11 protein-coding genes are annotated in these 22251 nt (G+C 64.5%); 1 reads left to right on the top strand and 10 read right to left on the bottom strand.

All coding sequences use genetic code 11. The annotated features are described in order from the left end of the window. Positions 1-199 precede the first annotated feature (199 nt). From ldhH to C3Y92_RS09710, 10 genes are all read right to left on the bottom strand, one after another. Positions 200-2359, bottom strand: coding sequence for an L-lactate dehydrogenase (quinone) large subunit LdhH (ldhH, locus tag C3Y92_RS09665; RefSeq protein ID WP_129352025.1), 2160 nt, complete (start codon positions 2357-2359; stop codon positions 200-202). Further along, positions 2360-2983, bottom strand: coding sequence for a LutC/YkgG family protein (locus C3Y92_RS09670; RefSeq protein WP_129352027.1), 624 nt, complete (start codon positions 2981-2983; stop codon positions 2360-2362). Positions 2984-3072: 89 nt separating this feature from the next. After that, positions 3073-4707 (bottom strand): L-lactate permease, encoded by a 1635-nt coding sequence (locus tag C3Y92_RS09675; protein ID WP_129352029.1) that lies wholly within the window; start codon positions 4705-4707, stop codon positions 3073-3075. A 138-nt stretch (positions 4708-4845) separates the two neighbouring features. Further along, on the bottom strand, positions 4846-5910 hold the full coding sequence (locus C3Y92_RS09680; protein WP_129352031.1) for a phosphotransacetylase family protein: 1065 nt from the start codon (positions 5908-5910) through the stop codon (positions 4846-4848). Between the two features lie 24 nt (positions 5911-5934). After that, a complete protein-coding gene (gene acs / locus C3Y92_RS09685; protein WP_015860686.1) occupies positions 5935-8040 on the bottom strand; it encodes an acetate--CoA ligase alpha subunit in 2106 nt (701 codons plus the stop codon). Between the two features lie 37 nt (positions 8041-8077). Further along, a complete protein-coding gene (locus C3Y92_RS09690) occupies positions 8078-9382 on the bottom strand; it encodes a (Fe-S)-binding protein (RefSeq protein ID WP_129352033.1) in 1305 nt (434 codons plus the stop codon). A gap of 1 nt (position 9383) precedes the next feature. Then, positions 9384-10763, bottom strand: coding sequence for an FAD-binding oxidoreductase (locus tag C3Y92_RS09695; protein WP_129352035.1), 1380 nt, complete (start codon positions 10761-10763; stop codon positions 9384-9386). 21 nt (positions 10764-10784) lie between these two features. After that, the gene (gene nifJ / locus C3Y92_RS09700; protein ID WP_129352037.1) at positions 10785-14426 is read right to left on the bottom strand and encodes a pyruvate:ferredoxin (flavodoxin) oxidoreductase; all 3642 of its coding nucleotides are present in this window, start codon (positions 14424-14426) and stop codon (positions 10785-10787) included. Positions 14427-15039: 613 nt separating this feature from the next. Further along, positions 15040-16479, bottom strand: a complete 1440-nt coding sequence (locus C3Y92_RS09705; protein ID WP_129352039.1) for a sigma-54-dependent transcriptional regulator — start codon at positions 16477-16479, stop codon at positions 15040-15042. Then, positions 16476-19886, bottom strand: coding sequence for a PAS domain S-box protein (locus tag C3Y92_RS09710; RefSeq protein WP_129352041.1), 3411 nt, complete (start codon positions 19884-19886; stop codon positions 16476-16478). Before C3Y92_RS09710 ends, C3Y92_RS09705 begins: the two co-directional genes overlap by 4 nt. A 298-nt stretch (positions 19887-20184) precedes the next feature. Between C3Y92_RS09710 and ftsY the strand changes: the two genes are divergently transcribed. Further along, positions 20185-22002: a signal recognition particle-docking protein FtsY gene (ftsY, locus tag C3Y92_RS09715; protein ID WP_235669675.1), complete on the top strand. Its 1818-nt coding sequence runs from the start codon at positions 20185-20187 to the stop codon at positions 22000-22002. Positions 22003-22251: the final 249 nt, after the last annotated feature.

A 22251-nucleotide genomic window follows, 5' to 3' on the forward strand; every position in this document is an offset into this window, starting at 1 on the left:
TTTTAACGCCCGCAGGTGAAGACGCCTGCGGGCGTTTTTTATGTCCCGGCCGGCTGGTCCATCGTCGAGGTCAGCACCATGCCCACCAACAGGCTTTGCCTGGCCCGCCAATGTAGCCTACCCGGGCTGTCCTGGGCGGAGCATAAAAAAGGCCGCGACGGGCGTCGCGGCCTTGGGAGCGTGGTCGTCGGTCAGGCAGCTATTTGCGCTTGAGGCGCTCGGCCAGGTACTCGGCCACGTGGCGCACTTCGAAGGGCGTCTTTTCCGCCTCGAAGCCGCCGCGAATCTGCATAATGCAGCCCGGGCAATCCGTGGCCATGGCGGCCGCGCCGGTGGCCTTCAAATTGGCGAGCTTCTTGCCGAGCAGTTCCCGCGACAGTTCCGGGAACTTCACCGAGAAGGTGCCGCCAAAGCCGCAGCACACGTCTTCCTCGGTGGCCGGCACGTATTCCAGCCCGGCTTCGCCGAGAAGCGCGCGCGGCGCTTCGGTGACGCCCAGGCCCCGGCACAGGTGGCAGGGGGCATGGTAGGTCACCTTCTTGCTCGGCCCGGTGAAGGACTCGTCGGTGATGCCCAGCACGTCGCGGACAAAGGAGCTGAAGTCGATGACCCGGTGGGCGAACTGGGCGGCCTTGTAGGCCATTGCCGGATCGTCGGCGAAAAGGCGCTTGTAGCCGTGCTTGAGGTAGGAGGCGCAGGAGGCGCACATCGTCACGATGTAGTCGAAGTCCTGGGCGTCGATGGCGTTCATGTTGTGGGCGGCAAGCTCCCGGCCGGCCTGCTTTTCGCCCATCATCTGCAGCGGCAAGCCGCAGCAGGACTGGCCCATGGGATACTCCATGGCCACGCCCGGCTTGGAGGCGATGACCGCCACGGCCGCTTCCATCTGCTCGGGATAGACGAAATCCTGCACGCAGCCCGAGAACAGCGCCACCTTGAGCTTGGCGTTGGCCACCCGGGGCTTGATGCGCTCCCATTTGTCCCGAAACGCCTCGTCGGCCACGGCCGGCAGGGCGCGGAAGTCCTGGTCCTTGAACAGGAACATGGGCAGATGGCGCAGATACGGCGTGCCGCCGGTGACCGGCTTTTGCAGCAGCCGGGCGGACTTGAGCATGGTGTGGAAGAGCGTTCGGTTTTTGAGCACCTGACCCACGGCCGTGGAATACAGCGGATGCCCTTCCTCGTCCTGGATGCGGGCGTGGACTTCCTTGATCAGGGTCGGCAGGTCGATGCCGGCGGCGCACACGGCCTTGCAGGCTCCGCAGTTGAGGCAGTTTTGGACCAGGTTTTTGGCTTTCTCCCGGCCGTGGAAGAAGTAGGTGGCGACCAGCCCGATGGCCCCGATGTAGACGTGGCCGTATTTGTGGCCGCCCACCACCCGGTAGATGGGGCAGACGTTGGCGCAGGCGCCGCAGCGGATGCAGCGCAGCACCTGCTTGAATTCCGGGTCCCGGGCCATGGCCAGACGGCCGTTGTCCACGAAGACCACATGCTTGACCTTGGTCCCGCCCTTGGCCGTCTCGCAGGGCACGGCCCCGGTGATCCAGGTCACGTAGGAGGTGATGGCCTGGCCGGTGGCGTTTTTGGGCAGGCAGCGGATGATGCGCAGGGCGTCGTGCAGCGTGGGCACGAGCTTGTCGATGCCGGCCAGGGCCACATGGACCCGGGGCAGGGTGGTGGCCAGGCGCGCGTTGCCTTCGTTGGTGATAAGCCCGATGGAGCCGGTGGCGGCGATGCAGAAGTTGGCCCCGGAGATGCCCATGTCGGCCTGGCAGAATTTCGGGCGCAGCTCCCGGCGGGCCACCTTGACGAGCTTTTGGATGTCCACGTCCTGCTGCTTGTGGGTCACCTCGGAAAAGAGGTCAGCCACCTGATAGCGCGAGAGGTGAATGGCCGGCATGACCATGTGGGAAGGCCCTTCATGGCGCAGCTGGATGATCCATTCGCCCAGGTCGGTTTCCGTGACCTCGAACCCCTCGGCTTCCAGGAGATGGTTGAGGTGGGTTTCCTCGGCGGTCATGGACTTGGATTTGACGATGGACTTGACGTCGTTTTCCTTGGCGATGCGGGCAATGATCTCGTTGGCCTCGTGGGCGGTGGCGGCCAGGTGGACCTTGGTGCCGGCGGCCTCGGCGTGGCGTTTGAACTCTTCGAAGAGTTCTTCCAGGTGGTCGATGGAGGCGTCCTTGGCCGCAGCGATCTCGGCGATCAGCTCCGGGGCGTCGATGTCGGCAAAGGCGTTGGCCCGGGAAGTGCGGTAGGCCACGGCGAACTTGTCCAGGGCCTGGCGCTGGAAATCGTTATCCAGGGCTTCGCGCAGTTGCTTGCGGTAGTCTTTGAGCGTGGTGGCGTCTTGCATCTATTTGTCCTCCAAAATGAGGATGTGCAGTTCCAGCGGCCCGTGCACGCCCAGCGCCAGGACGCGCTCGATGTCGGCGGTGCGGCTGGGGCCGGTGACGAAGGCGGTGAAATCGGGCCGGCTCATCCAGTCGACCATGACCGGCTCCAGGGCGTAGGAGTCGGCCACGATGGTCGAGGCGGGCAGCACGGCGATGTGGATCTCGGCGATCATACTGGCCAGGCGCACTTCCTCGTTGGTGGAACGGATGACCACGGTGCCGGTCTCGGCGATGCCGGCGGCGGCCATGGTCAGGCCGATGTCGATGCCGCCGAGGTGGGAGCGCATGCCGGAAGTGATGAGCTTCACGCCGCGCTCGGCGCAATGGGCCGACAGGGCGGCCATGGCGTCGTCGGGCATTTCCGGGGCGCAGATGATTTTATCCTGCTTGGTTTCGCACAGGGCTTCGGCCGTGCCGGAAAGCGGCGCGTCGCAGCCCGAGGCCAGGATCTGGCAGGCCTGTTTGCCGACGCAGACGTCGGCGACGTAGGCCATGGCCTCGTCCATGGAAGCGACGCAGCGTACCGTGGCCGAAACCAGGCCGGCTTTCGCCGTGAGTTTTTCGACCAGATTGGGGGTGGTCATGGGAACCTCTCTTTGGGGTCGGAAACAATACGGCCGGCGACGCGCGCGCGAAGCCGGCCGTACCAGACGCTAGCGCTAAGGGTTGGAGGTTAGGGCAGCATCCACTTGAGGGCATAGGCCTGGAGCAGGGTCAGCACGGCGACGACAGCGAGCATGGCCAGTGAGTGGGGCAGGGTGAAGCGGAAGATGTCGCCTTCCTTGCCCACCATGTTGGAGGCCGCAGTGGCCACCGAGATGGACTGGGGCGAGATCATCTTGCCGGTGACGCCGCCGGAGGAGTTGGCGGCAACCGTCAGGTGCGGATCGACGCCGATCTGCTGGGCGGTGGTCTTCTGCAGCGAACCAAACAGGGCGTTGGAGGAGGTGTCCGAACCGGTCAGGAACACGCCCAGCCAGCCGAGGATCGGCGAGAAGAACGGGAACAGCGCGCCCGTGGCGGTGAAGGCCAGGCCCATGGAGGAGCTCATGCCCGAGTAGTTCATGATGTAGGCCAGACCCAGGATCATGGCGATGGTGCAGATGGGCCACTTGAGCTGCTTGATGGTGCGGAAAAGGCAGGCAATGCCCTTGCCGAAGCCGTAGCCCGGCATGAAAATGATGGAGAGCAGGCCGGCGAACAGGATGGCCGTACCCGGAGTGGACAGCAGATTGACGTTGAACACGGCCGGGTAGGGCGCGTCCTTGGCCACGATGGGAGCGGTTTTGACGACCAGATTATGCAGGCCCGGCCACTCGAACTTCATGATGAAGATCTTGTCCAGGATGGCCTTGAAGGAATCGATGCCCCAGAAAAAGACCATGATGGCCAGGATGATGTAGGGCAGCCAGGCGCGGAAGATCTCGCCACCGGAGAACTGGGCCTCGACGGTGCGCTGGGCGGCCGGAGCTTCATCCGGGAAGTGCCAGGTCTGCTTGGGCTTCCAGACTTTGAGGAACAGCCCCAGACCGAGGATGGTCACAATGGCGGAAATGATGTCGGGCAGGTAGGGGCCGACGTAGTTGGAGACCAGGAACTGGGAACCGGCGAAGCACACGCCGGCGATGATGACGGCGGGCAGGACTTCCATGGTGCGCTTGAAACCGCACATGGTGACGGACAGCCACAGCGGCACGATGATGGACAGGAAGGGCAGCTGGCGGCCGCAGATGGCGCTGATTTTCATCATGTCGAGGTCGGTGACCTTGGCCGCGACCACGATGGGGATGCCGATGGCGCCGAAGGCGACCGGGGCGGTGTTGGCGATGAGGCAGATGCCGGCGGCGTACAGCGGGTTAAACCCAAGGCCCACCAGCATGGCGGCGGTGATGGCCACCGGGGTGCCGAAACCGGCGGTGCCTTCGATAAACGAACCGAAGGCAAAGGCGATGAAGATGGCCTGGAGCCGGCGGTCATCGGTGATCTGGGCCAGGGAGTTCTTGATGATGTTGAATTCCCCGGACTCGACGGTCATGTTGTACACCCAGATGGCGGTGACAACGATCCAGACGATGGGGAACAGGCCGAAGGCGGCGCCGTAGAGGGTGGCGTCAACAGCCAGGCCCACCGGCATTCCCCAGGCCACGATGGCCAGGATGACGGCGGTGAGCGTGGCGGCAAAAGCCGCTTTGTGGCCGGCCATGCGTTTGACCGCCAGCATGTAAAACAGCATGTACAGGGGAATGCCTGCCACGAGTGCGGAAAGCCCGTAGCTTCCGAGCGGTTGGTACTGTTGGACCCACGACATGTTCTCTCGCTCCTTTGGTTGGAAAGTTGACCAGCCGCTCCCGATCCCGTCGCCGCGAAGGGCCGGGGTGCGAGCCAAACCGCTATTGGACAGGCCCTCCCGAACCCGGACACGAGGGTCCGGGAGGGCCGTGTCGGCTTACAGGCCGAGGTTTTTTTTCAGCACCGCCATGTTGACGGACTGCTGCACGATCTTGGTGCCGTGCTCGATGCGCGAACGGTCGCGCAGCTTTTCCCGGGTGAGCATGAGTTCCATCTTCTTGGCCACGGAGAAGGTGTCGTCGCGCACCACGATGACGGGCACGCCCTTGTCCTCGGCCTTGGCCAGGATCATGTCGTTGGGATAGAGGTTGCCGGTGAGAATGAGCGCCGAGCAGTTGCCTTCCAGGGCCACGAGCTGCAGGTCGGCCCGGTCGCCGCCGCACAGGATGGCCACGTCCTTCTGGCGCTTGAAGAAGGTGACGAAGTTCTCCACCTGCATGGTGCCGATGAGGAAGTTGACCACCAGCTTGTCGTTTTTCGGGGGAGCGGTGACCAGGCGGCCGCCCAGGCCCACGGCTAGGTCGGAAGCGCGCACGGCGAACATGATGGGATCGTGGGGCACGATGCCGAGCACGTCCACGCCCCGGCGCTTGAGGAAGGGCACGATCAGGGTCTCGGCCTCTTCGCGGAAGTGCTCGGGCACGTCATTTAAGATGACGCCGACAAGGTCGTCGCCCAGGGCTTCCTTGGCGGCGGCCAGATAGTCGTAGTTGTATTCCTGGAGGTAGCGGTCGACCAGGATGACCTTGGTGCCCAGGGCCTGGGACACGGACACGCCGTCCACGCCGCAGTACTTGCCGGAGTAGAGGAAGCTGCCCGAGCCGCCGACCAGCATGAGGTCCTTGTCGGCGGACAGCTTCTTGTAGCTGTCCACAATGCCCGGCAGCAGATTGGCGCAGTCTTCCAGGAAGGCGCGCATCCGGAAGTCCCGGGTGATGACCACCGGGGTCACCAGGGAGGGATTCTCGGACAGGCCCAGGGCCTGCTGCATGAAATAGGCGTCTTCGTCGCCGATCTGGTTGCCGATCTTATGGGGAACCGCGCCGATGGGCTTCATGTAGCCCACGCGCTGGCCTTCGCGCTGGAAGTGCTGCCCCAGGGCCAGGGTGACGAGGTTTTTGCCCGAATATCCCTGGGTAGACCCGATGTAGAGACCGATCATAGGTATGTTCCTCCTGGGTTCGTTTTAGGCGGAAAGGGTGATGCGCACGTCGGCCACCACGGCCTTCTCGGCATTGACCAGCACCGGATTGAATTCGGCTTCGACGATTTCCGGGAAATCCAGGGCCAGCTCGGACATGGTGATGAGAATGTCCTCGATGGCCTGGAAGTTGACGGGCTGTTCGCCGCGCACGCCCTTAAGGAGCATGTAGGACTTGATCTCCCGGATGATGCCCTTGGCGTCGTCGCGGCCCAGGGGGGCTAGGCGGAAGGCGATGTCCTTGAGGATTTCCACGTAAATGCCGCCCAGGCCGAACATCAAAAGCGGCCCGAACTGGTCGTCGCGCTTGAACCCGATGATGATTTCCTTGCAGCCCTTGGGGGCCATCTCCTGGACCAGACAGCCGGCGATGTAGGCTTCGGGCCGCATGCGCTGGGCCCGGGCCGTGATGTCAAAGAAGGCGTTGCGCACGGCTTCGGCGTCGGCCAGGTTCACCTTGACGCCGCCCACGTCGGACTTGTGCGAGATTTGGGGCGAGGCGATCTTGAGGACCACGGGGTAACCGATCTTGTCGGCGGCGGCAACGGCTTCGTCCGAGGAGCGGGCTAGGCCGGTGTTGGGCGTGGGCAGGTTGTAGGCGCGAAGCACTTCCTGGGCCTGGAATTCCACCACTTCGGTGGCGCCCTTGGACCGGGCCTCGTTGATGACCAGCCGCGCCTTCTGGCGGTTGCGCCGGACTTCGGGGTACTCCTGGGCCGGGGTCTGCCGCCACAGGTAGTAGTTGTACATGGTCTCGATGCTCTTGATCAGCGGCTCGGGGTAGATGGAGCAGGGGATGCCGGCGTCGGTGAGCATCTTCTGGCCGGGGCGGGTGCGCTGGCCGCCCATGTAGTTGACGAAGATGGGCTTTTTGGTCTTTTTCGAGACCTCAATGATGGCTTCGGCCGTCTCGATGATCTCGGCCGAGGCCGTGGGGGTCAACAGCACCAGAATGGAGTGGACCTGGGGATCGTCGATGACCACTTCCAGGGTCTTGCGGTAGCGCTCGGCCGGGGCGTCGCCGATGAGGTCGACGGGGTTGTAGAGCGACGCGTAGGGCGGCAGGAATTCCTTCATGCGTTCGATGGTGGAATTTGACAGCCGGGCCATGTTGAGGCTGGACTTTTCCGTGGCGTCGGCGGCCAGGATGCCGGGGCCGCCGGAGTTGGTGACGATGCACAGGCCCGGCCCCTCGGGCAGGGGCTGGGTGGAGAAGGCCTGGGCCAGATCGAACAGCGTGGCCATGTCATTGGCCCGGATGACGCCGGTCTTGCGGAAGGCGGCGGTGTAGGCCTGGTCCGAACCGGCGATGGCGCCGGTGTGGGAGGAGGCGGCCTTGGCGCCGGCGGTGGTGGTGCCGGACTTGATCATGATGACCGGCTTTTCCTGGGTGACCTTGGCGGCCTGCTCAATAAAATCCGCGCCGTGCTCGACGTTCTCGATGTACCCGAGAATGACCGAGGTGTTGGGGTCGGTGCGCAGGTACTCCAGCATGTTGCCTTCGTTGATGACGGCTTTGTTGCCAAGGGACACGAACTTGGAGAACCCGACGTTTTCGCCCAGCGCCCAGTCGAGAATGGCGGTGCACAGCGCCCCGGACTGGGAGAAAAACGCGATGGAGCCTTTTTCGGGGTAGCCGGCGGCGAACGAGGCGTTATTATTGTCATGGGTGCTGATGAGCCCCAGGCAGTTGGGGCCGACCATGGCGATCTCGTGCTCGGTGCACAGCTCGATCAGGCGCTGTTCCAGGGCATAACCTTCCTTGCCCACTTCCTTGAAGCCCGCCGTGATGATGACGGCCGAGCGCACCTTGCGCTTGGCCAGGGCTTCCATGGACGGCACGACGGCGGCCACGGGCACGACGATGACGGCCATGTCCAGGCCTTCGGGCAGGTCCTCGATCTTCTTGGTCACCGGCAGGCCGAGGATCTCGTCGGCCTTGGGGTTCACGGGGATCAGCGTGCCCTTGTACCCGGCCTCCAGCATGTTGGCCACGACCGTGTGGCCGACCTTGCCCGGGGCGGCGGAGGCCCCGATGACGGCTACGGTTTTGGGCGCGAACAGCGCGTGGATGTTGTCTTTCAAACTCATTCGGCTACCTCGCTCGCCAAGTTGGTTGTGTGCCGGATCAGCGGCCGGCCAGGGTCTCCGCGTAGATTTCCACCGGATGCCTGATGGCCAGCGTATCGCCGGCCTGTGACAACATGTCGCCTATCTGGAGCATGCAGGCCGGGCAGCTCGTGGCCGCCACCGCCGCGCCCGTGGCCACGATGTTGTCCCGCTTGCGCTTGCCGATACGTTTGGACAGGTCGTAATGCTGCAGCGTGAAGCTGCCGCCGGAACCGCAGCAGGAATCCGCGCCCTCCATTTCCTGGAGTTTGTAGCGCGGATTGCAGCCGATCAGCGCCCGGGGTTCGGCGGAGATGCCCAGGGACTTTTTGAGGTGGCAGGGATCGTGGTAGGTCACGGTTACCGGCTCGCCGGAAACGGCGACGTCGGCCGGCGTAACACCCACGTCCTGGATGAGGAAGGCGCTTACGTCCTTGACCTTGGCCGACAGTTCCTTGACCTGGTAGCGGGTCGTGGCCGGCAGATCCTCGGCCATCAGGGGCCAGATTTTCTTGATGGTGGAAGTGCAGGTGGCGCAGGGCGTCACCAGCACGTCGAAGTCGGATTCGGCAAAGACCTTCATGTTGAGGGCCACGAGCTTCTCGAAGGTCTCGCGGTCGCCCGAGGACAGGGCCGGGATGCCGCAGCAGGCCTGGGCATGGGGCATGAAGACGCCGACGCCGTGGTGGTCGCAGACCTTAAGGACCGCTTCGCCGATGCGCGGGAACATTTTGTCCACCACGCAGCCGTAGAAAAACGCGATCTTGAGGCCGGAGTGGCCGCGCGGCGTGTCACGCTGCGTGGCGACGTCATGCAACGGCTTGTCGGCCAGGGGCGCGAAGTGGCGGCCGCCGATGAGGTCGGAGAAGACCCGGGCGCAGGACGAACCCAGCATGTCGTTGACCGGCTTGGTGAAAAGTCCCTGGAACTTGGAGGCCACGCCAAGTACGGTGTCGAAGAGCTTGGGGTTTTGCAAAAGGCCCCGGAAGATGGCTCGTTTGACCGGCGGCAGGCCGTAGTAGCCGGTCAAAAAGGCCCGGGCCTTGAAGAAGATGTCCAAGGCCTTGACGCCGCTTGGACAGTTGGCCTGGCAGGAACCGCACAAAAGACAAGCGTCCAGGCGTTCCTTGACTCCGGCCGGGTCCTTGATGACCTCGTCGGCCAGACATTCGAGCAGGGCGATCTTGCCCCGGGCCACATGTCCCTCCAAGCCGGTCTCGGCGTAGATGGGACACACGGCCTGGCACATGCCGCAGCGCATGCAGGCCACGAGCTGGTCATCGATCTGTTTGAGCAGCCCAACGAGCTGACGCATCTCGCTCATGTTAGGCCCCCGTGATCTTGCCCGGATTGAGGATGTTCTTGGGATCAAGGGCGGCCTTTAAGCGCTTGGCGTACATGATGGAACCCTGGCCCACTTCCTTGACCATGTACTTGGACTTGGCCATGCCGATGCCGTGCTCGCCGGACAGCGTGCCGCCCAGGGACAGGGCCACGTCGAAGATCTCGTCGATGGCCGCTTCCACCCGGGTGAATTCGGCGTGGTCGCGCTTGTCGGTGAGGATGGTGGGATGCAGGTTGCCGTCGCCGGCGTGGCCGAAGGTGCCGATGGTCAGTTTGTACTTCTCGGCGATCTTCTCCAGCGCCCCGACCATGGCCGGGATCTTGGAGCGCGGCACGGTGGCGTCCTCAAGCACCGTGGTCGGGCGCACCCGGGCCAGGGCCGATAGGGCGGCGCGGCGGGCTTCCCAGACCTTGTTGCGCTCGACGGCGTCCTTGGCCACCTGGATGCGGGTGGCGCCGACGCGCTTGCAGATGGCCTCGACCTCGGCGGCTTCGTCCTCGACCTGGGCCGGATGGCCGTCCACTTCGATTAAGAGCAGGGCCTTGGCGTCGGTGGGCAGCCCGGCGTGGGCGAAGTCCTCGACGGTCTTGATGGTGAAGTCGTCCATGTACTCAAGGGTCGCCGGGACGATCTTGGCGGCGATGATGGCGGCCACGGTTTCCGAGGCTTTGCCCAGGTCGTCGAAGATGGCCATCATGGCCTTGCTGGCCTTGGGCGGCGGCACGAGCTTCAAGATGATCTCGTTGAAAACGCCCAAGGTGCCTTCGGAACCGACCATGAGGCCGTGGAGGTTCATGCCGGTGACGCACTTGACGGTGCGCGACCCGGTTTTGACCAGCTCGCCGTCCACGTCATAGAAGCTCATGCCCATGACGTAGTCCTTGGTGACGCCGTACTTGAGGCCGCGCAGGCCGCCGGCGTTCTCGGCCACGTTGCCGCCCATGGTGGACACGGCCTGGCTGCCCGGATCGGGCGGGTAAAAAAGGCCCCGCTTGGCCACCTCGGCGGCGAACTTGGCCGTGACCACGCCGGTCTGGACCACGGCGTACATGTCGGCTTCGTTGATCTCAATGATCTTGTTGAGCGCGCCGGTCAGCACCACCACCCCGCCTTCGGAGGGGATGGTGCCGCCGCTTAAATTCGTTCCCGAGCCGCGAACGGTCAGCGGCAGCCCGAGCTCATTGCAGGTTTTAACCACCCGTCCCAGAGCCTCGGGCGTCTCCGGACGCACGGCCAAGGCCGGGAGCTGGGGGGGAAGGACCGCCGCGTCGTAGGCGTAATTGTGGCGGTCCACCTCGCTGGCCAGGACGTTGCCCGTGCCGACGATTTCCTCGAACTTCTGGGACAGGTGGTTGCTCATCGTTTTTCTCGCTTGGCTACGTTATTTGCCGGAACGGCCTTCGTCGCACGGGTCGCCGTTGCCGGGGCGGGCGTGTTCGGCGGTGGAAGCGGCGGCGCAAAAGGCCGGGTCATCGCCATGGGCAGCCTCGCCGGCAGCGGCCGGCGCGTCGAAGACCGGCATCTCGGCCAGGTATTGCAGCTGCTTGAAGCGCGCCATGTAGGATTGCTCCATGGAGGCGCGGTACTTCTTGGACAGTTCGGGATGCATCTTCTCCAGGGCGGCGTAGCGGACTTCGCCAGCCAGGAAACCCTGGAAGTCGCCGGCCGGAGCCTTGGAATCGATGGTCAGCGGGTTCTTGCCCTCGGCCTTGGCGTCGGGGTTGTAGCGGAACAGCGGCCAATAGCCGGTTTCCACGGCCAGCTTGGCTTCTTCCATGGACTTGCCCATGCCCTTTCTAATGCCCTGGTTGATGCAGGGGGCGTAGGCGATGACGATGGACGGTCCCTTGTGGGCTTCGGCTTCAAGGAAGGCCTTGAGGGTCTGGTTTTTGTCCGCGCCCATGGCCACTGAGGCCACGTAGACGTAGCCGTAGGTCATGGCCATGCGGGCCAAGTCCTTTTTGCCGGTCATCTTGCCGGCTGAGGCGAACTTGGCGATGGCCCCCAGCGGGGTGGCCTTGGAGGCCTGGCCGCCGGTGTTGGAGTAGACTTCGGTGTCCATGACCAGGATGTTGATGTCCTCGCCAGAAGCGATGACATGGTCGAGGCCGCCGAAGCCGATGTCGTAGGCCCAACCGTCGCCGCCAAAAATCCAAACGGACTTCTTGGTGAAGAGGTCGGCGTCGGCCAGGATGGACGCCTGAACCGGATCGGCGGCGGAGAGCAGGGACTTCATCTGGTCGCCGTACTGGCGCGAGGCGGCGGCGTCGTCCTTGCCGGCCAGCCAGCCGGCCATGGCGGCGCGCAGTTCGTCGGAGAGGCTGCCTTCCAGGGCGGCGGTCACCTTGTCGGCCAGTTTGTGGCGACGCTGGACGAGCGCCATGTTGTAGCCAAAGCCGAATTCGGCGGCATCCTCGAACAGGGAGTTGTTCCAGGCCGGGCCGTGGCCGTCGGCGTTGACGGCATAGGGAGCGGTGGGAGCCGAGCCGCCCCAAATGGAGGAGCAACCCGTGGCGTTGGCCACCATCATGCGCTCACCGTAGAGCTGGGTGAGGAGCTTGACGTAGGGGGTCTCGCCGCAACCGGCGCAAGCGCCCGAGAACTCCAGCAGGGGCTGGTAGAACTGGCTGCCCTTAAGGTTTTCGCGCTTGACCAGCGAACCCTTGTTTTTGAGCTGCATGGCGAAGCCGTGGTTGGGGACCTGATCGGCGGCCTCCGTCTCCAGCGGCTTCATGACGAGCGCCTTCTGCTTGGCCGGGCAGACGTCGGCGCAGGAGCCGCAGCCCATGCAGTCCATGGGGAAGACCTGCATGCGGTAGGCCAGGCCCTTAAGCTCCTTGCCGGTGGCCGGCAGGGTGTCGAAGGAAGCCGGCGCACCGGCCATTTCGGCCTCGTCGGCCAGGAAGGGCCGGATGGTGGCGTGGGGGCACACGTAGGAGCACTGGTTGCACTGGATGCAGTTTTCCTTGATCCAGTGGGGGATGTTTATCGCCACGCCGCGCTTTTCATACTGGGCGGTGGCCGTCGGGAAAGAGCCGTTTTCGGCAAAGGCCGACACCGGCACGTCGTCGCCCTTTTGGGCCAGGATGGGGCGGATGACCTTGTTGAAGTACTCGGGCTCGTTAATGGCGGCGGCCGGGGCGTCGGCGACGCTGGCCCAAGCGGCCGGGACGGCGATCTCGACTAGGCCTTCCATGGCCATGTCCACGGCGTCGATGTTCATCTTGACGATTTTCTCGCCCTTGTTGCCGTAGGTCTTATTGATGGAGTCCTTGAGCAGGCTGATGGCTTCCTCGATGGGCAGCACGCCGGCCAGCTTGAAAAACGCCGTCTGCATGATCATGTTGATGCGCGCGCCCAGGCCGACTTTGGCGCCGATGGCCACGGCGTCGATGTTGTAGACCTTGATCTTCTTGGCGGCGATGGTGCGAAGCATATGGCCGGGAAGGTTTTTCTCCAACTCCTCGGCGGTGTTCCAGGAGGAGTTCAGCACGAAGGTGCCGCCGTCCTTGATGCCTTCCAGGATCTCGTAGGTGTTGACATAGCTGGGCTTGTGGCAGGCGATGTAGTCGGCCGCGTCGACCAGGTAGGTGGACTGGATGGGCTTTTTGCCAAAGCGCAGGTGCGACACGGTGATGCCGCCGGACTTCTTGGAGTCGTAGGCAAAGTAGCCCTGGGCGTAGAGGTCGGTGTTGTCGCCGATGATCTTGATGGCCGACTTGTTGGCGCCGACGGTGCCGTCGGAGCCAAAACCCCAGAACTTGCACTGCACGGTGCCTTCGGGGACCGTGGGCAGCACGCCGGCCGAGGGCAGGGACAGGCCGGACACGTCGTCGGTGATGCCGACCACGAAGTGGCGCTTGGGCGCGGCGGCGGCCATGTTGTCGAAGATCGCCTGGACCATGCCCGGGCGGAATTCCTTGGACCCCAAGCCATAGCGGCCGGTCATGAGCTTGGGAATGGAACCGCCGCGTTCGACGTAGGCCGAGCAGATGTCTTCGTAGAGCGGCTCGCCGAGGCTGCCGGGCTCCTTGCAGCGGTCAAGGACGGTGACGACCTTGGCCGAGGCCGGCATGACCTTGAACAGGTAGTCCGGGGCAAAGGGCCTAAACAGGCGGACCTTGACCAGACCGACTTTCTCGCCCTTGGCGGTCAGGTAATTGACCACTTCCTCAATGGTCTCGCAGCCCGAGCCCATGGCCACGATGACGCGCTCGGCGTCGGGCGCGCCCACGTAGTCAAAAAGCTTGTAGGGGCGGCCGGTGACGGCGGCGACCTTGTCCATTTGGGCGGCCACGATGCCGGGCAGCACCTGATAGTAAGGGTTGGAGCGCTCGCGGCCCTGGAAGAAGATGTCCGGGTTCTGGGCCGTGCCGCGCAGGTCCGGATGCTCGGGGTTCATGGCCCGGGCGCGGAAAGCGGCGACTTTTTCGTGGGGCACCAGGGCCTTGATGTCCTCGTAGTCGATGACTTCGATTTTTTGGATCTCGTGGGAGGTGCGGAAGCCGTCGAAAAAGTGGACAAAGGGGACGCTCGATTCGATGGCCGAGAGGTGCGACACCAGGGCCAGGTCCATGCATTCCTGGACCGAGGCCGAGGCCAGCATGGCAAAACCAGTGGAACGGGCGCTCATGACGTCGGAGTGGTCGCCGAAAATCGACAGGGCGTGGGTGGCGATGGCCCGGGCCGACACGTGGAAGACGCCGGGAAGCAGTTCGCCGGCGATCTTGAACATGTTGGGGATCATAAGCAGCAGGCCCTGGGAGGCGGTGAAGGTGGTGGTCAACGCGCCTGCGGCCAGGGAGCCGTGGACCGCGCCGGCCGCGCCGGCCTCGGACTGCATTTCACGGATGGTGACGGTCTGGCCGAAGATGTTTTTAAGGCCTTTGGCCGCCCACTCGTCCGCGATCTCGCCCATGGTGGACGAAGGGGTGATGGGGTAAATGGCCGCCGTATCACTCAAGGCGTAGGCGACGTGCGTGGTGGCGGTATTGCCGTCCATGCTCTTCATCTTCTTGGCCATGCTGCTGTCTCCTTAAAGGTTGTCGTTCGACCGAATGGGACAAGGCCGGGTCGACCCTGCCGCATAGGCAAGTCGTGTGCCATCACGGCAAAATGCAAGAATTCCGATGAATTGCCGATAAGATGCAACCGCTCCGGGTCCAGGCGGGTTGCCGTATCCGAGAAGCCGGATGCGGCTTCAGGGGCTAATACCCTGAAATGTATGACTTCGTAAAGCGCTGCTCCAAAGGCGGTTAGTCTGATTTTTCAGACGCATTAGTTGAGTCTGGTTTTTCAGACTTAACGCTTCAAGCCGCGCTGCGCCGGGACAGGGAGTTCAACCCCTTTCGTGCCACAGACAAGGCTTTTTGGCACGTAAAAAGGGCTGAAAATGACTTTGTTCCAAAAGTCCCAAGGAATGGGTCTGGCTTTATTCAGACTTGAACAGTCTGAAAAAGACGACACGGCTGTGGCGTGGCGAGCAATGGCAAGCCGTTACGTCCAGGCGACGACTGGCAACCACCTGCACCGGGCGTCCGGGCATGGGCCGTGGCGTTGGACGGGCGGAGGGGGCGAATCTGACAACTGAATTTTGATAACCGGTTTGTCGGCGAGTTTGTGCCTGAATTCCCAAGCTACTCCCCGGCCGCGTCCTGGTCGGGGACGGCCAGGCCGTTTTTTTTGAGCAAGGCATAGAAGTGGGATCGAGAAAGGCCGGAAATCTCCACCATGGCGGCCACTTCGCGGCCGTGTTCGGCCAGCAGGCCTTCCAGGTAGCGGCGCTCCATGGCTTCCTTGTATTCCTTGAGGGTGCGCCGGCCCACGGGTTCCACTGGAAGGCCAAACCCCGAGGCCAGGGACGTCACGGGCCTGTTGCAGGATTGCATCCCGCGCTCCAGGATGGACTTGGTCACCTTGATGCGCACGTCCTGGGGCAGGTGCATGGAGTAGAGGGTTTTCTCCCGGCCCGAGGCCAGAAAGGCCCGCTCCACGACGTTTCGCAGCTCGCGCACGTTGCCCGGCCAGTCGTAGGCTTCCAGGATGGCCATGAATTCGGCGTCGAAGCCCTTCTGGGGCAGGGCGTATTCGGCGGCCAGGGCGTCGGCGGCGGCCAGGGCCAGGGGTTTGATGTCCTCCACCCGGCAGCGCAAGGGGGGCAGGGCCAGTTCGATGGTCTTTAGGCGAAAGTAGAGGTCGCGCCGAAACGTCCCGGCCTCGACCATGGCGGCCAGGTCGCGGTTGGTGGCGGCGATGAGGCGAAAATCGCTGCGCAGTTCCTCGATGCCCCCCACCGGTCGGAAGGTCTTTTCGTGGAGCACCCGCAGAAAGGTCTTTTGGAGAGACAGCGGCATTTCGCCCACTTCGTCCAGAAACAGCGTCCCCCCGTCGGCCAGGCGCACCAGCCCCACCCGGTCGGCATCGGCCCCGGTGAACGCGCCTTTCTTGTGGCCAAAAAGCGTGCTCTCAACCAAGGTTTCGGTGAGCGAAGCGCAGTCCACGGTGACGAAGGGCTTCTTGGCCCGGCCGCTGTTGGCGTGGATGAGGCGGGCGAAAAGCTCCTTGCCGGCCCCGGTCTCGCCAGTGACCAAAACGGCGGCGGAGGCGGCGGCGGCCCGGGCCACCTGGTCCAGACAGGGCTGCATCCGGGGGCTGGCGGCGATGCAGCCGGAAAGGCTCAAGGAAACCGGCGCGCCATGGTCGCCCCGGCGCTCCTCGCGGTATTTGAGCGCCCTTTGCAGGGTCAGCATGATCTGTTTGATGGGCGAGGGCTTGACCAGATAGTCCCACACGCCTTCCTGGATGGCCAGTTCCGCGCCGTCGGGGTCGCCCATGCCGGTGAGGATGATGACTTCCGGCGCGTCGGGCAGCCGCTTGATGGCCGGCAGGGCGGCCAGGCCGTTGCCGTCGGGCAGGCGGACGTCCAAAAAGACCACGTCGAAGCTCTCGCGGGCGAGCAGTTCCATGCCGGCCTCCAGGACTCCGGCGGCCTCGCTGCTCAGGCCCAGCTTGCGCGTAAGGCTTACAATGGTGTCGCGGACCTCGGGATCGTCGTCAATGATGCAAACGGATTTCATGCGGCTATCGTCTGGGGTTTGGCGTCGAGCACCTCGCGGATGGCCGCCGAGATGATCGCCTGGTTGTAGGGCTTGAGCACGACCTTTTTGATGTTGCCGGCCAGTTCCCGGTCCTCGATGTCGCCCATGCGGCCCGAGACGAGGATGACGGGCAGGCGGGGGGCGATCTCGGCCACCTGTTTGGCCAGTTCCAGGCCGTTGGCGTCGGGCATGTCGTAATCGGTGATGACCACGTCGAAGGCGTCGGGAGCCTCGGCCAGGGCGGCCAGGGCCGGGGCGGCTCCGGGCTTGGCCGTGACCTCGTGGCCGAGCTGGGCCAGGACGCGCGGGATGGTCAGGAGCTGGTCCTCGTCGTCCTCGACAAAAAGGATGCGGTCGCGGCCCCGGTTGGCGGCCGGGCGCGGCACGGCGGCCGGCGCATCGCCCTCGTCGAGCAGCGGCAGGAAGATGTCAAAGACGGTGTGTTCTCCCGGGGCGCTCGTTACCCGCACGCCGCCTCGGTGGCTCTTGACGATGCCGCGCACCACGGCCAGCCCCAGGCCCGTGCCTTCGTTTTTCTGCTTGGTGGAGAAAAACGGATCAAAGATCTTGTCCACGATGTCGCCGGCAATGCCCGGGCCGGTGTCGGCCACGATGATGCGGGCGCAACGTCCGGCCCGCGTTCCCACCTGCCCAGCCTGATCCTCGTCCAGGCTGTCCTCAGTCAGCCTCAGGGCCAGGACACCGCCAGTGGGACGCATGGCCTGGAAGGCGTTGGTGCACAGGTTCATAACGATCTGGTGGAGCTGGGTGGGGTCGGCCCGGCAGGCCACGGGCGCGTCAGGGGTTTCCACCACGATTTTGATGTTGCGCGGCAGCGAGGCCCGGATCAGCCCGGCCGCCTCGTTGACCACGTCGGCCACGTTGATGGGCGCGAACCCGGCCTGGGACGGGCGGGTGAAGGAGAGTATCTGCTTGACCAGCCGGCTGCCGCGCTCGCCGGCCTTGAGCACCCGGCGCAGATCGTCTTCCATGGGATCGTCCGGGTCCATGTCCATGAGCGCCAGCTCGGTGGAATTGATGATGGAGGTGAGGATGTTGTTGAAGTCGTGGGCGATGCCGCCGGCCAGAGTGCCGATGGCTTCCATTTTTTGCGACTGGAGCAGCTGGCGCTCCAGGCTGACCTTCTGGGTCACGTCCTCGGCCGTGGACAGGACGCCGACCACCGCCCCCCTGTCGTCGTGGAGCGGCACCTTCTTGATTTCGAGCAGCACGTCCAGGCCCCGGACGTTGCGGGCGGCCAGCTCCCCGGCGACGGGGCGGTTGTGGTGCATGACGTCGATGTCCGTGGCCCGCACGGCGTCCACGTCCTCGGGGCGAAGCGGCAAGGCGGCGTCGTCGCGGCCCATGAGGTCGGCCAGGCCGTCAAAGCCGAAGAAATCGATGAAGGCCCGGTTGGCCCCCATGTAGCGCAGGGCCTTGTCCTTCCAGGACACAAGCTGGGGGATGTTGTCGAGGACCAGACGCAGCATTTCCTGGGATTCGCGCAGGGCCCGCTCGGCCTCGTGGCGCTTGGTCACGTCCTCCACCACGCCCTCGACAAAGGCCAGATAGCCCTCCGGGTCGGCCACCAGCCGGATGGTCACGTTGGCCGTGACCTGGCGGGCGTCGGGCCGCACGAAACGGGTCTCGAACTGGGCCGTGGCGTCCTCGTCCACGGCCGAGTCAATCAGCGCCGTAAAGCGCTCCCGGCCGCCGAAAAGCACCTCCACCATGTCGCCCCGTCGGCGCAGCAAGGTATCGAGATCGTCGACGCCGAGCATGGACAGCATGGCCGGGTTGACGTCCACGGCCGCGCCATCGGGGGTCATGCGGAAAATGCCCAGGGCCGAGTTTTCGAAGATGCCGCGGTATTTCTCCTCGGCCAGGCGCAGGCGCTCGGCGGCACGCTTGAGTTCCGAGACGTCGTAGAGCACGCCCACAAGCCCGGCGATCTGTCCCTTGGCGCTTTCGTAGACGGCCCGGTGCAGGATGACCGAGTGGGGCGTGCCGTCGGCGGCTTCGATGTCGGTTTCGGCCATGCGCACGCCGGGTTCGCGCAAAAGCCCGGCGTCTTCGGCGTCAAGGGCGCGCGACAGCGGCGAATCGGCCACTCCGGCGCAGGCGTCCACGGTCCGGGGATCGTCGCCCGCGCCGCAAAGCGCCCGGAAGGCCGGGTTGCAGCCACGGTATTGCCCGGCTTCGTCCTTATAATAGATGGGAATGGGGATGGTGTTGACCAGGGTTTCCAGGAACGACACCTGGTCCTTGATTTTTTCCTCCACCGAACGACGGCGCAGGATGTTGGTCACGAGCAGGACCATGACGTAGCACAGGATGAGCAGGCTGATGATGATGGTCCAGAAGACCGCGATGTTGATGTGGTAGAAGGGGTAAGGTTCGTTTATGAGCGTAAAGCCGGTAGGCAGTTTGTCCGTGGTAATGCCCAGGCGCAGCATCTCGCGGAAGTCGAAGATAAACGTGTCGTTGGTTTTGGAGACGATGGGCAGCTCGGCCACGGGCGTGCCGTGCAGGAGCCTGTCGGCCATCTCGGCGGCGATGCGGCCTTCCTCGAAACCGCTGTGCAGCCGCCCGCCGACGATGCCGTGGCCGAGCATGAACTGCCAGGCGCTGTAGATGGGCACGTCGGAATTGGCCCGGATGGCCGAGAGGACCTCGTTGACGGAATAGACGTCCTTCTCGGTATCCTTGTAAAAAGGGATGAGAAAGATCATGGCCTCGTCGGACAGATCGCGGACCCGGCCGAGGATGCCGGTCAGCGTCAGGTTGTCCTCGTATTCGAAGGTGAGCCGGCCGGCGAAGTCCGGCTCCACGGCCCGCAGCTGGTTGCCGATGGCCACGCCCGTCACCGAGGTGTCGCCGAAGATGACGAGCTTGTCGCGGCCGGGATGAAAGCGCAGGGCCAGTTCCAGGGTGGTCTTGATGTCCGGGTTTTCCAGGACGCCGGTGAAGTTGGGGTGGCCGTCGAGCCAGGCGGGCTTGAAGTCGTTGACGCCGCAAAAGACCACCGGCGTGCCGGGAAACAGTTCGTCGTGGTATTCCCGCAGGAAGTCGAAGGCGTAGTTGTCCGAGGCCAGGATGACCTCAAAGCGGGTGTTGCGGTACTTGAGCTTGTAGAAATCGTGGAGCATGGCCCGCAGCACGGGGTCGGCGTACTTTTTCGAGTCCATGTACTCGATTTGCAGGTCCACGTTGAAGTCCGAGGCGGCGAAGGCTTCGCGCACGCCGGCCAGGATCTCGTCGGACCACTGGTAGCCGTTTTGGTAGGCATTAAAAAACAGGACGTTCTTGCGGATCTTCTCAGCCCGGGCAGGGCTGGCCAGAACCAGCAGGAGCAGGGCGAGGCAACAAAGAAGCCTTCGGGCCATGGGGACTCGCGAGGGAAAAAGTGTCGGGCCGCGCGGCCCGGGGAATGTCGTTTCCGAAGTTTGTCATGGCCGGCCCGGAAGTCAAGGCCTTGGCCCGGCTCCCCTTGGCGGCGACGGATTGGGTGCGGATTGCGGCCTTCGGCCCAGGCCGCCGCTGTGGCTACAGCGGGAAAGGATGTCGCCACGTGTGTCGCCACGCAAGAGTTGCTTCCAGGGAGCCTAAAAGTTATACTTTTTGGCCGCGCCGTCCGGCGCGCCCGGTTTGCCAACCCCCTTTCGCACAGAAGGACCACGCCCCATGGGTTTTTTTTCCAAGCTCAAGAAATTCTGGACGGCGGACAACGCCCCGGAAGCCACGGTTCAACCCGCCGCCGAAGCTCCGGCCGAGGCTTCTGCTCCGGTTGACGAAGTCGCGCCTGTCGCCGCCGATGCGGCAGCATCGTCTCCGGCTGCCGAGCCGTCAGCCCAGGTTGCCGCTCAACTCGTGACCGATCTTTCACCACTCGCCGCGCCGGAACCGGCCGACAGCACGTCCCAGCACGAACCGGCCCCCGGCCGGGAACCCGTTGCCGCGCCCCAGGCAGCGGCCCCGATGCCGCATCACGACGTAGTCGATGCAGAGCCTTCGTCTGAAGACCGGCCGGCCCCCCAGGCCGAAGCAACGCCGGCCATCCAGCCTGACGTTCCTGCATCCGAGGCCGAACCGCTGGCCGGGACGGCCCCGACGCCGCAGCCGGAACCCACGTCCGAACCGGCTCCCGCGCCTGAATCGAAGCCGGCTCCCGCCCCCGAGGCGCAGGCCATCGCCGCCGTGGCCGAACCCGTTGTCTCCACGCCCAAGCCCCAGCCTGTCGCCGCGCCCGAACCGACTTCCGTCGCCCCGGCTCCGGCCGCCCCCGCCGCAGCCGAGGACGCGCCGTGGCGCAACGCCCTGGTCCTGGCCCTGCGTCAGGCCGAACCCAAGCTGTCCGTCTGGCTCGACGTGCTGCTGGCCGACGTGGACGTGGCCGGGCCGGTCCTGTGGGAGCGCCTGCGGTTCCTGTTCGAGAGCCTGGAAGCCCCGAGCGCCGAGGCCGACGCCTTTGTCGCCAAGTTCGCCGACTGGGTGGCGGTCATGGAGTACGACGAGGTGGAGTTGTTCCGCTCCGAACTCCAGTACCGCCTGGCCCTGGCCCTGGACCTCGAAGACGAGGAAGACGAGCGCAACCGGCTTTTCCTCAAGCTCTCCGAAGGGCTGGCCAAGACCAAGGAACAGATCGTCAAGCGCATCGACGGCCTGCTTGGCCGCCATGCCGTCATCGACGAGGCCTTCTGGGAAGAGCTCGAGGAGATCCTCATCATGGCCGACGTGGGCTTCGAGCCGGCGGCCAAGCTGCTGGACGCCCTGCGCGACAAGGTCAGAAAGCGGGGAACCACCGATCCGGCCGTGTTCAAGGAGATCTTGCGCGAGGAGCTGGCCGAGATTTTCCGCACGCCCAAGACCATCAAGGCCATCAATCCGCCCGAAGTGGTCATGATGATCGGCGTCAACGGCGTGGGCAAGACCACCACCATCGCCAAGCTGGCCCACCGCGACATGATGCGCGGCAAGAAGGTGCTCATCGCCGCCGGCGACACCTTCCGGGCGGCGGCCATCGAGCAGCTGCACATCTGGGCCAAGCGCGTGGGCGCGGACTTTTACAGCAAGGGCGCCAACGCCGACCCGGCGGCGGTGGCCTTCGAGGCCATGGACAAGGCCCTGGCCGAGGGCTTCGACGTGGTTTACCTGGACACGGCCGGCCGGCTGCACACCAAGACCAACCTCATGGAAGAGCTGCGCAAGATCCACCGGGTGGTGGGCAAGAAGCATCCGGGCGCGCCCCACCGCTCGGTGCTGGTGCTGGACGCCACCACCGGCCAGAACGCGCTGTCGCAGGTCAAGCTTTTCGGCGAGGCGGCCGGGGTGGACGAGATCATCCTGACCAAGCTCGACGGCACGGCCAAGGGCGGCGTGGTGGTCGGCATCGCGCTGTCGTTTGCGGTGCCCATCACCTATGTGGGCCTTGGCGAGAAGATGGAAGACCTGCGGCCCTTTGACGGCCAGGATTTCGCCCAGGCGCTTTTAGGGGTGGACTAGCGGCGCGGCCGCCTTTCCCCGCAAGACAAGGGCCGAGCGGTCCATCGGCTTACGCCGATTAACCACGCGGCCCTTTTTACGCTTTCGGCATTCGTCTCCCCCTAAACCCTTCGGGGGGGGGGCGGAGGTACGAACCGAGGAATACTTGCCCGGGAGCCACAACATGTGGTCCCGGTAGCAAGAATAATCGAGTGAACTGTCAACCATGTTCCCGGTTCAAAGTGTCAACTATGTTTCCGGTTGCACAAG

Source organism: Solidesulfovibrio carbinolicus (assembly GCF_004135975.1).
In the GTDB taxonomy this organism is placed as follows: domain Bacteria; phylum Desulfobacterota; class Desulfovibrionia; order Desulfovibrionales; family Desulfovibrionaceae; genus Solidesulfovibrio; species Solidesulfovibrio carbinolicus.

What these genes read in the sequence shown, in the direction of transcription:
- ldhH (WP_129352025.1), bottom strand. Translation starts at nt 2,359, where the DNA reads ATGCAAGACGCCACCACGCTCAAAGACTACCGCAAGCAACTGCGCGAA.
- C3Y92_RS09670 (WP_129352027.1), bottom strand. Translation starts at nt 2,983, where the DNA reads ATGACCACCCCCAATCTGGTCGAAAAACTCACGGCGAAAGCCGGCCTG.
- C3Y92_RS09675 (WP_129352029.1), bottom strand. Translation starts at nt 4,707, where the DNA reads ATGTCGTGGGTCCAACAGTACCAACCGCTCGGAAGCTACGGGCTTTCC.
- C3Y92_RS09680 (WP_129352031.1), bottom strand. Translation starts at nt 5,910, where the DNA reads ATGATCGGTCTCTACATCGGGTCTACCCAGGGATATTCGGGCAAAAAC.
- acs (WP_015860686.1), bottom strand. Translation starts at nt 8,040, where the DNA reads ATGAGTTTGAAAGACAACATCCACGCGCTGTTCGCGCCCAAAACCGTA.
- C3Y92_RS09690 (WP_129352033.1), bottom strand. Translation starts at nt 9,382, where the DNA reads ATGAGCGAGATGCGTCAGCTCGTTGGGCTGCTCAAACAGATCGATGAC.
- C3Y92_RS09695 (WP_129352035.1), bottom strand. Translation starts at nt 10,763, where the DNA reads ATGAGCAACCACCTGTCCCAGAAGTTCGAGGAAATCGTCGGCACGGGC.
- nifJ (WP_129352037.1), bottom strand. Translation starts at nt 14,426, where the DNA reads ATGGCCAAGAAGATGAAGAGCATGGACGGCAATACCGCCACCACGCAC.
- C3Y92_RS09705 (WP_129352039.1), bottom strand. Translation starts at nt 16,479, where the DNA reads ATGAAATCCGTTTGCATCATTGACGACGATCCCGAGGTCCGCGACACC.
- C3Y92_RS09710 (WP_129352041.1), bottom strand. Translation starts at nt 19,886, where the DNA reads ATGGCCCGAAGGCTTCTTTGTTGCCTCGCCCTGCTCCTGCTGGTTCTG.
- ftsY (WP_235669675.1), top strand. Translation starts at nt 20,185, where the DNA reads ATGGGTTTTTTTTCCAAGCTCAAGAAATTCTGGACGGCGGACAACGCC.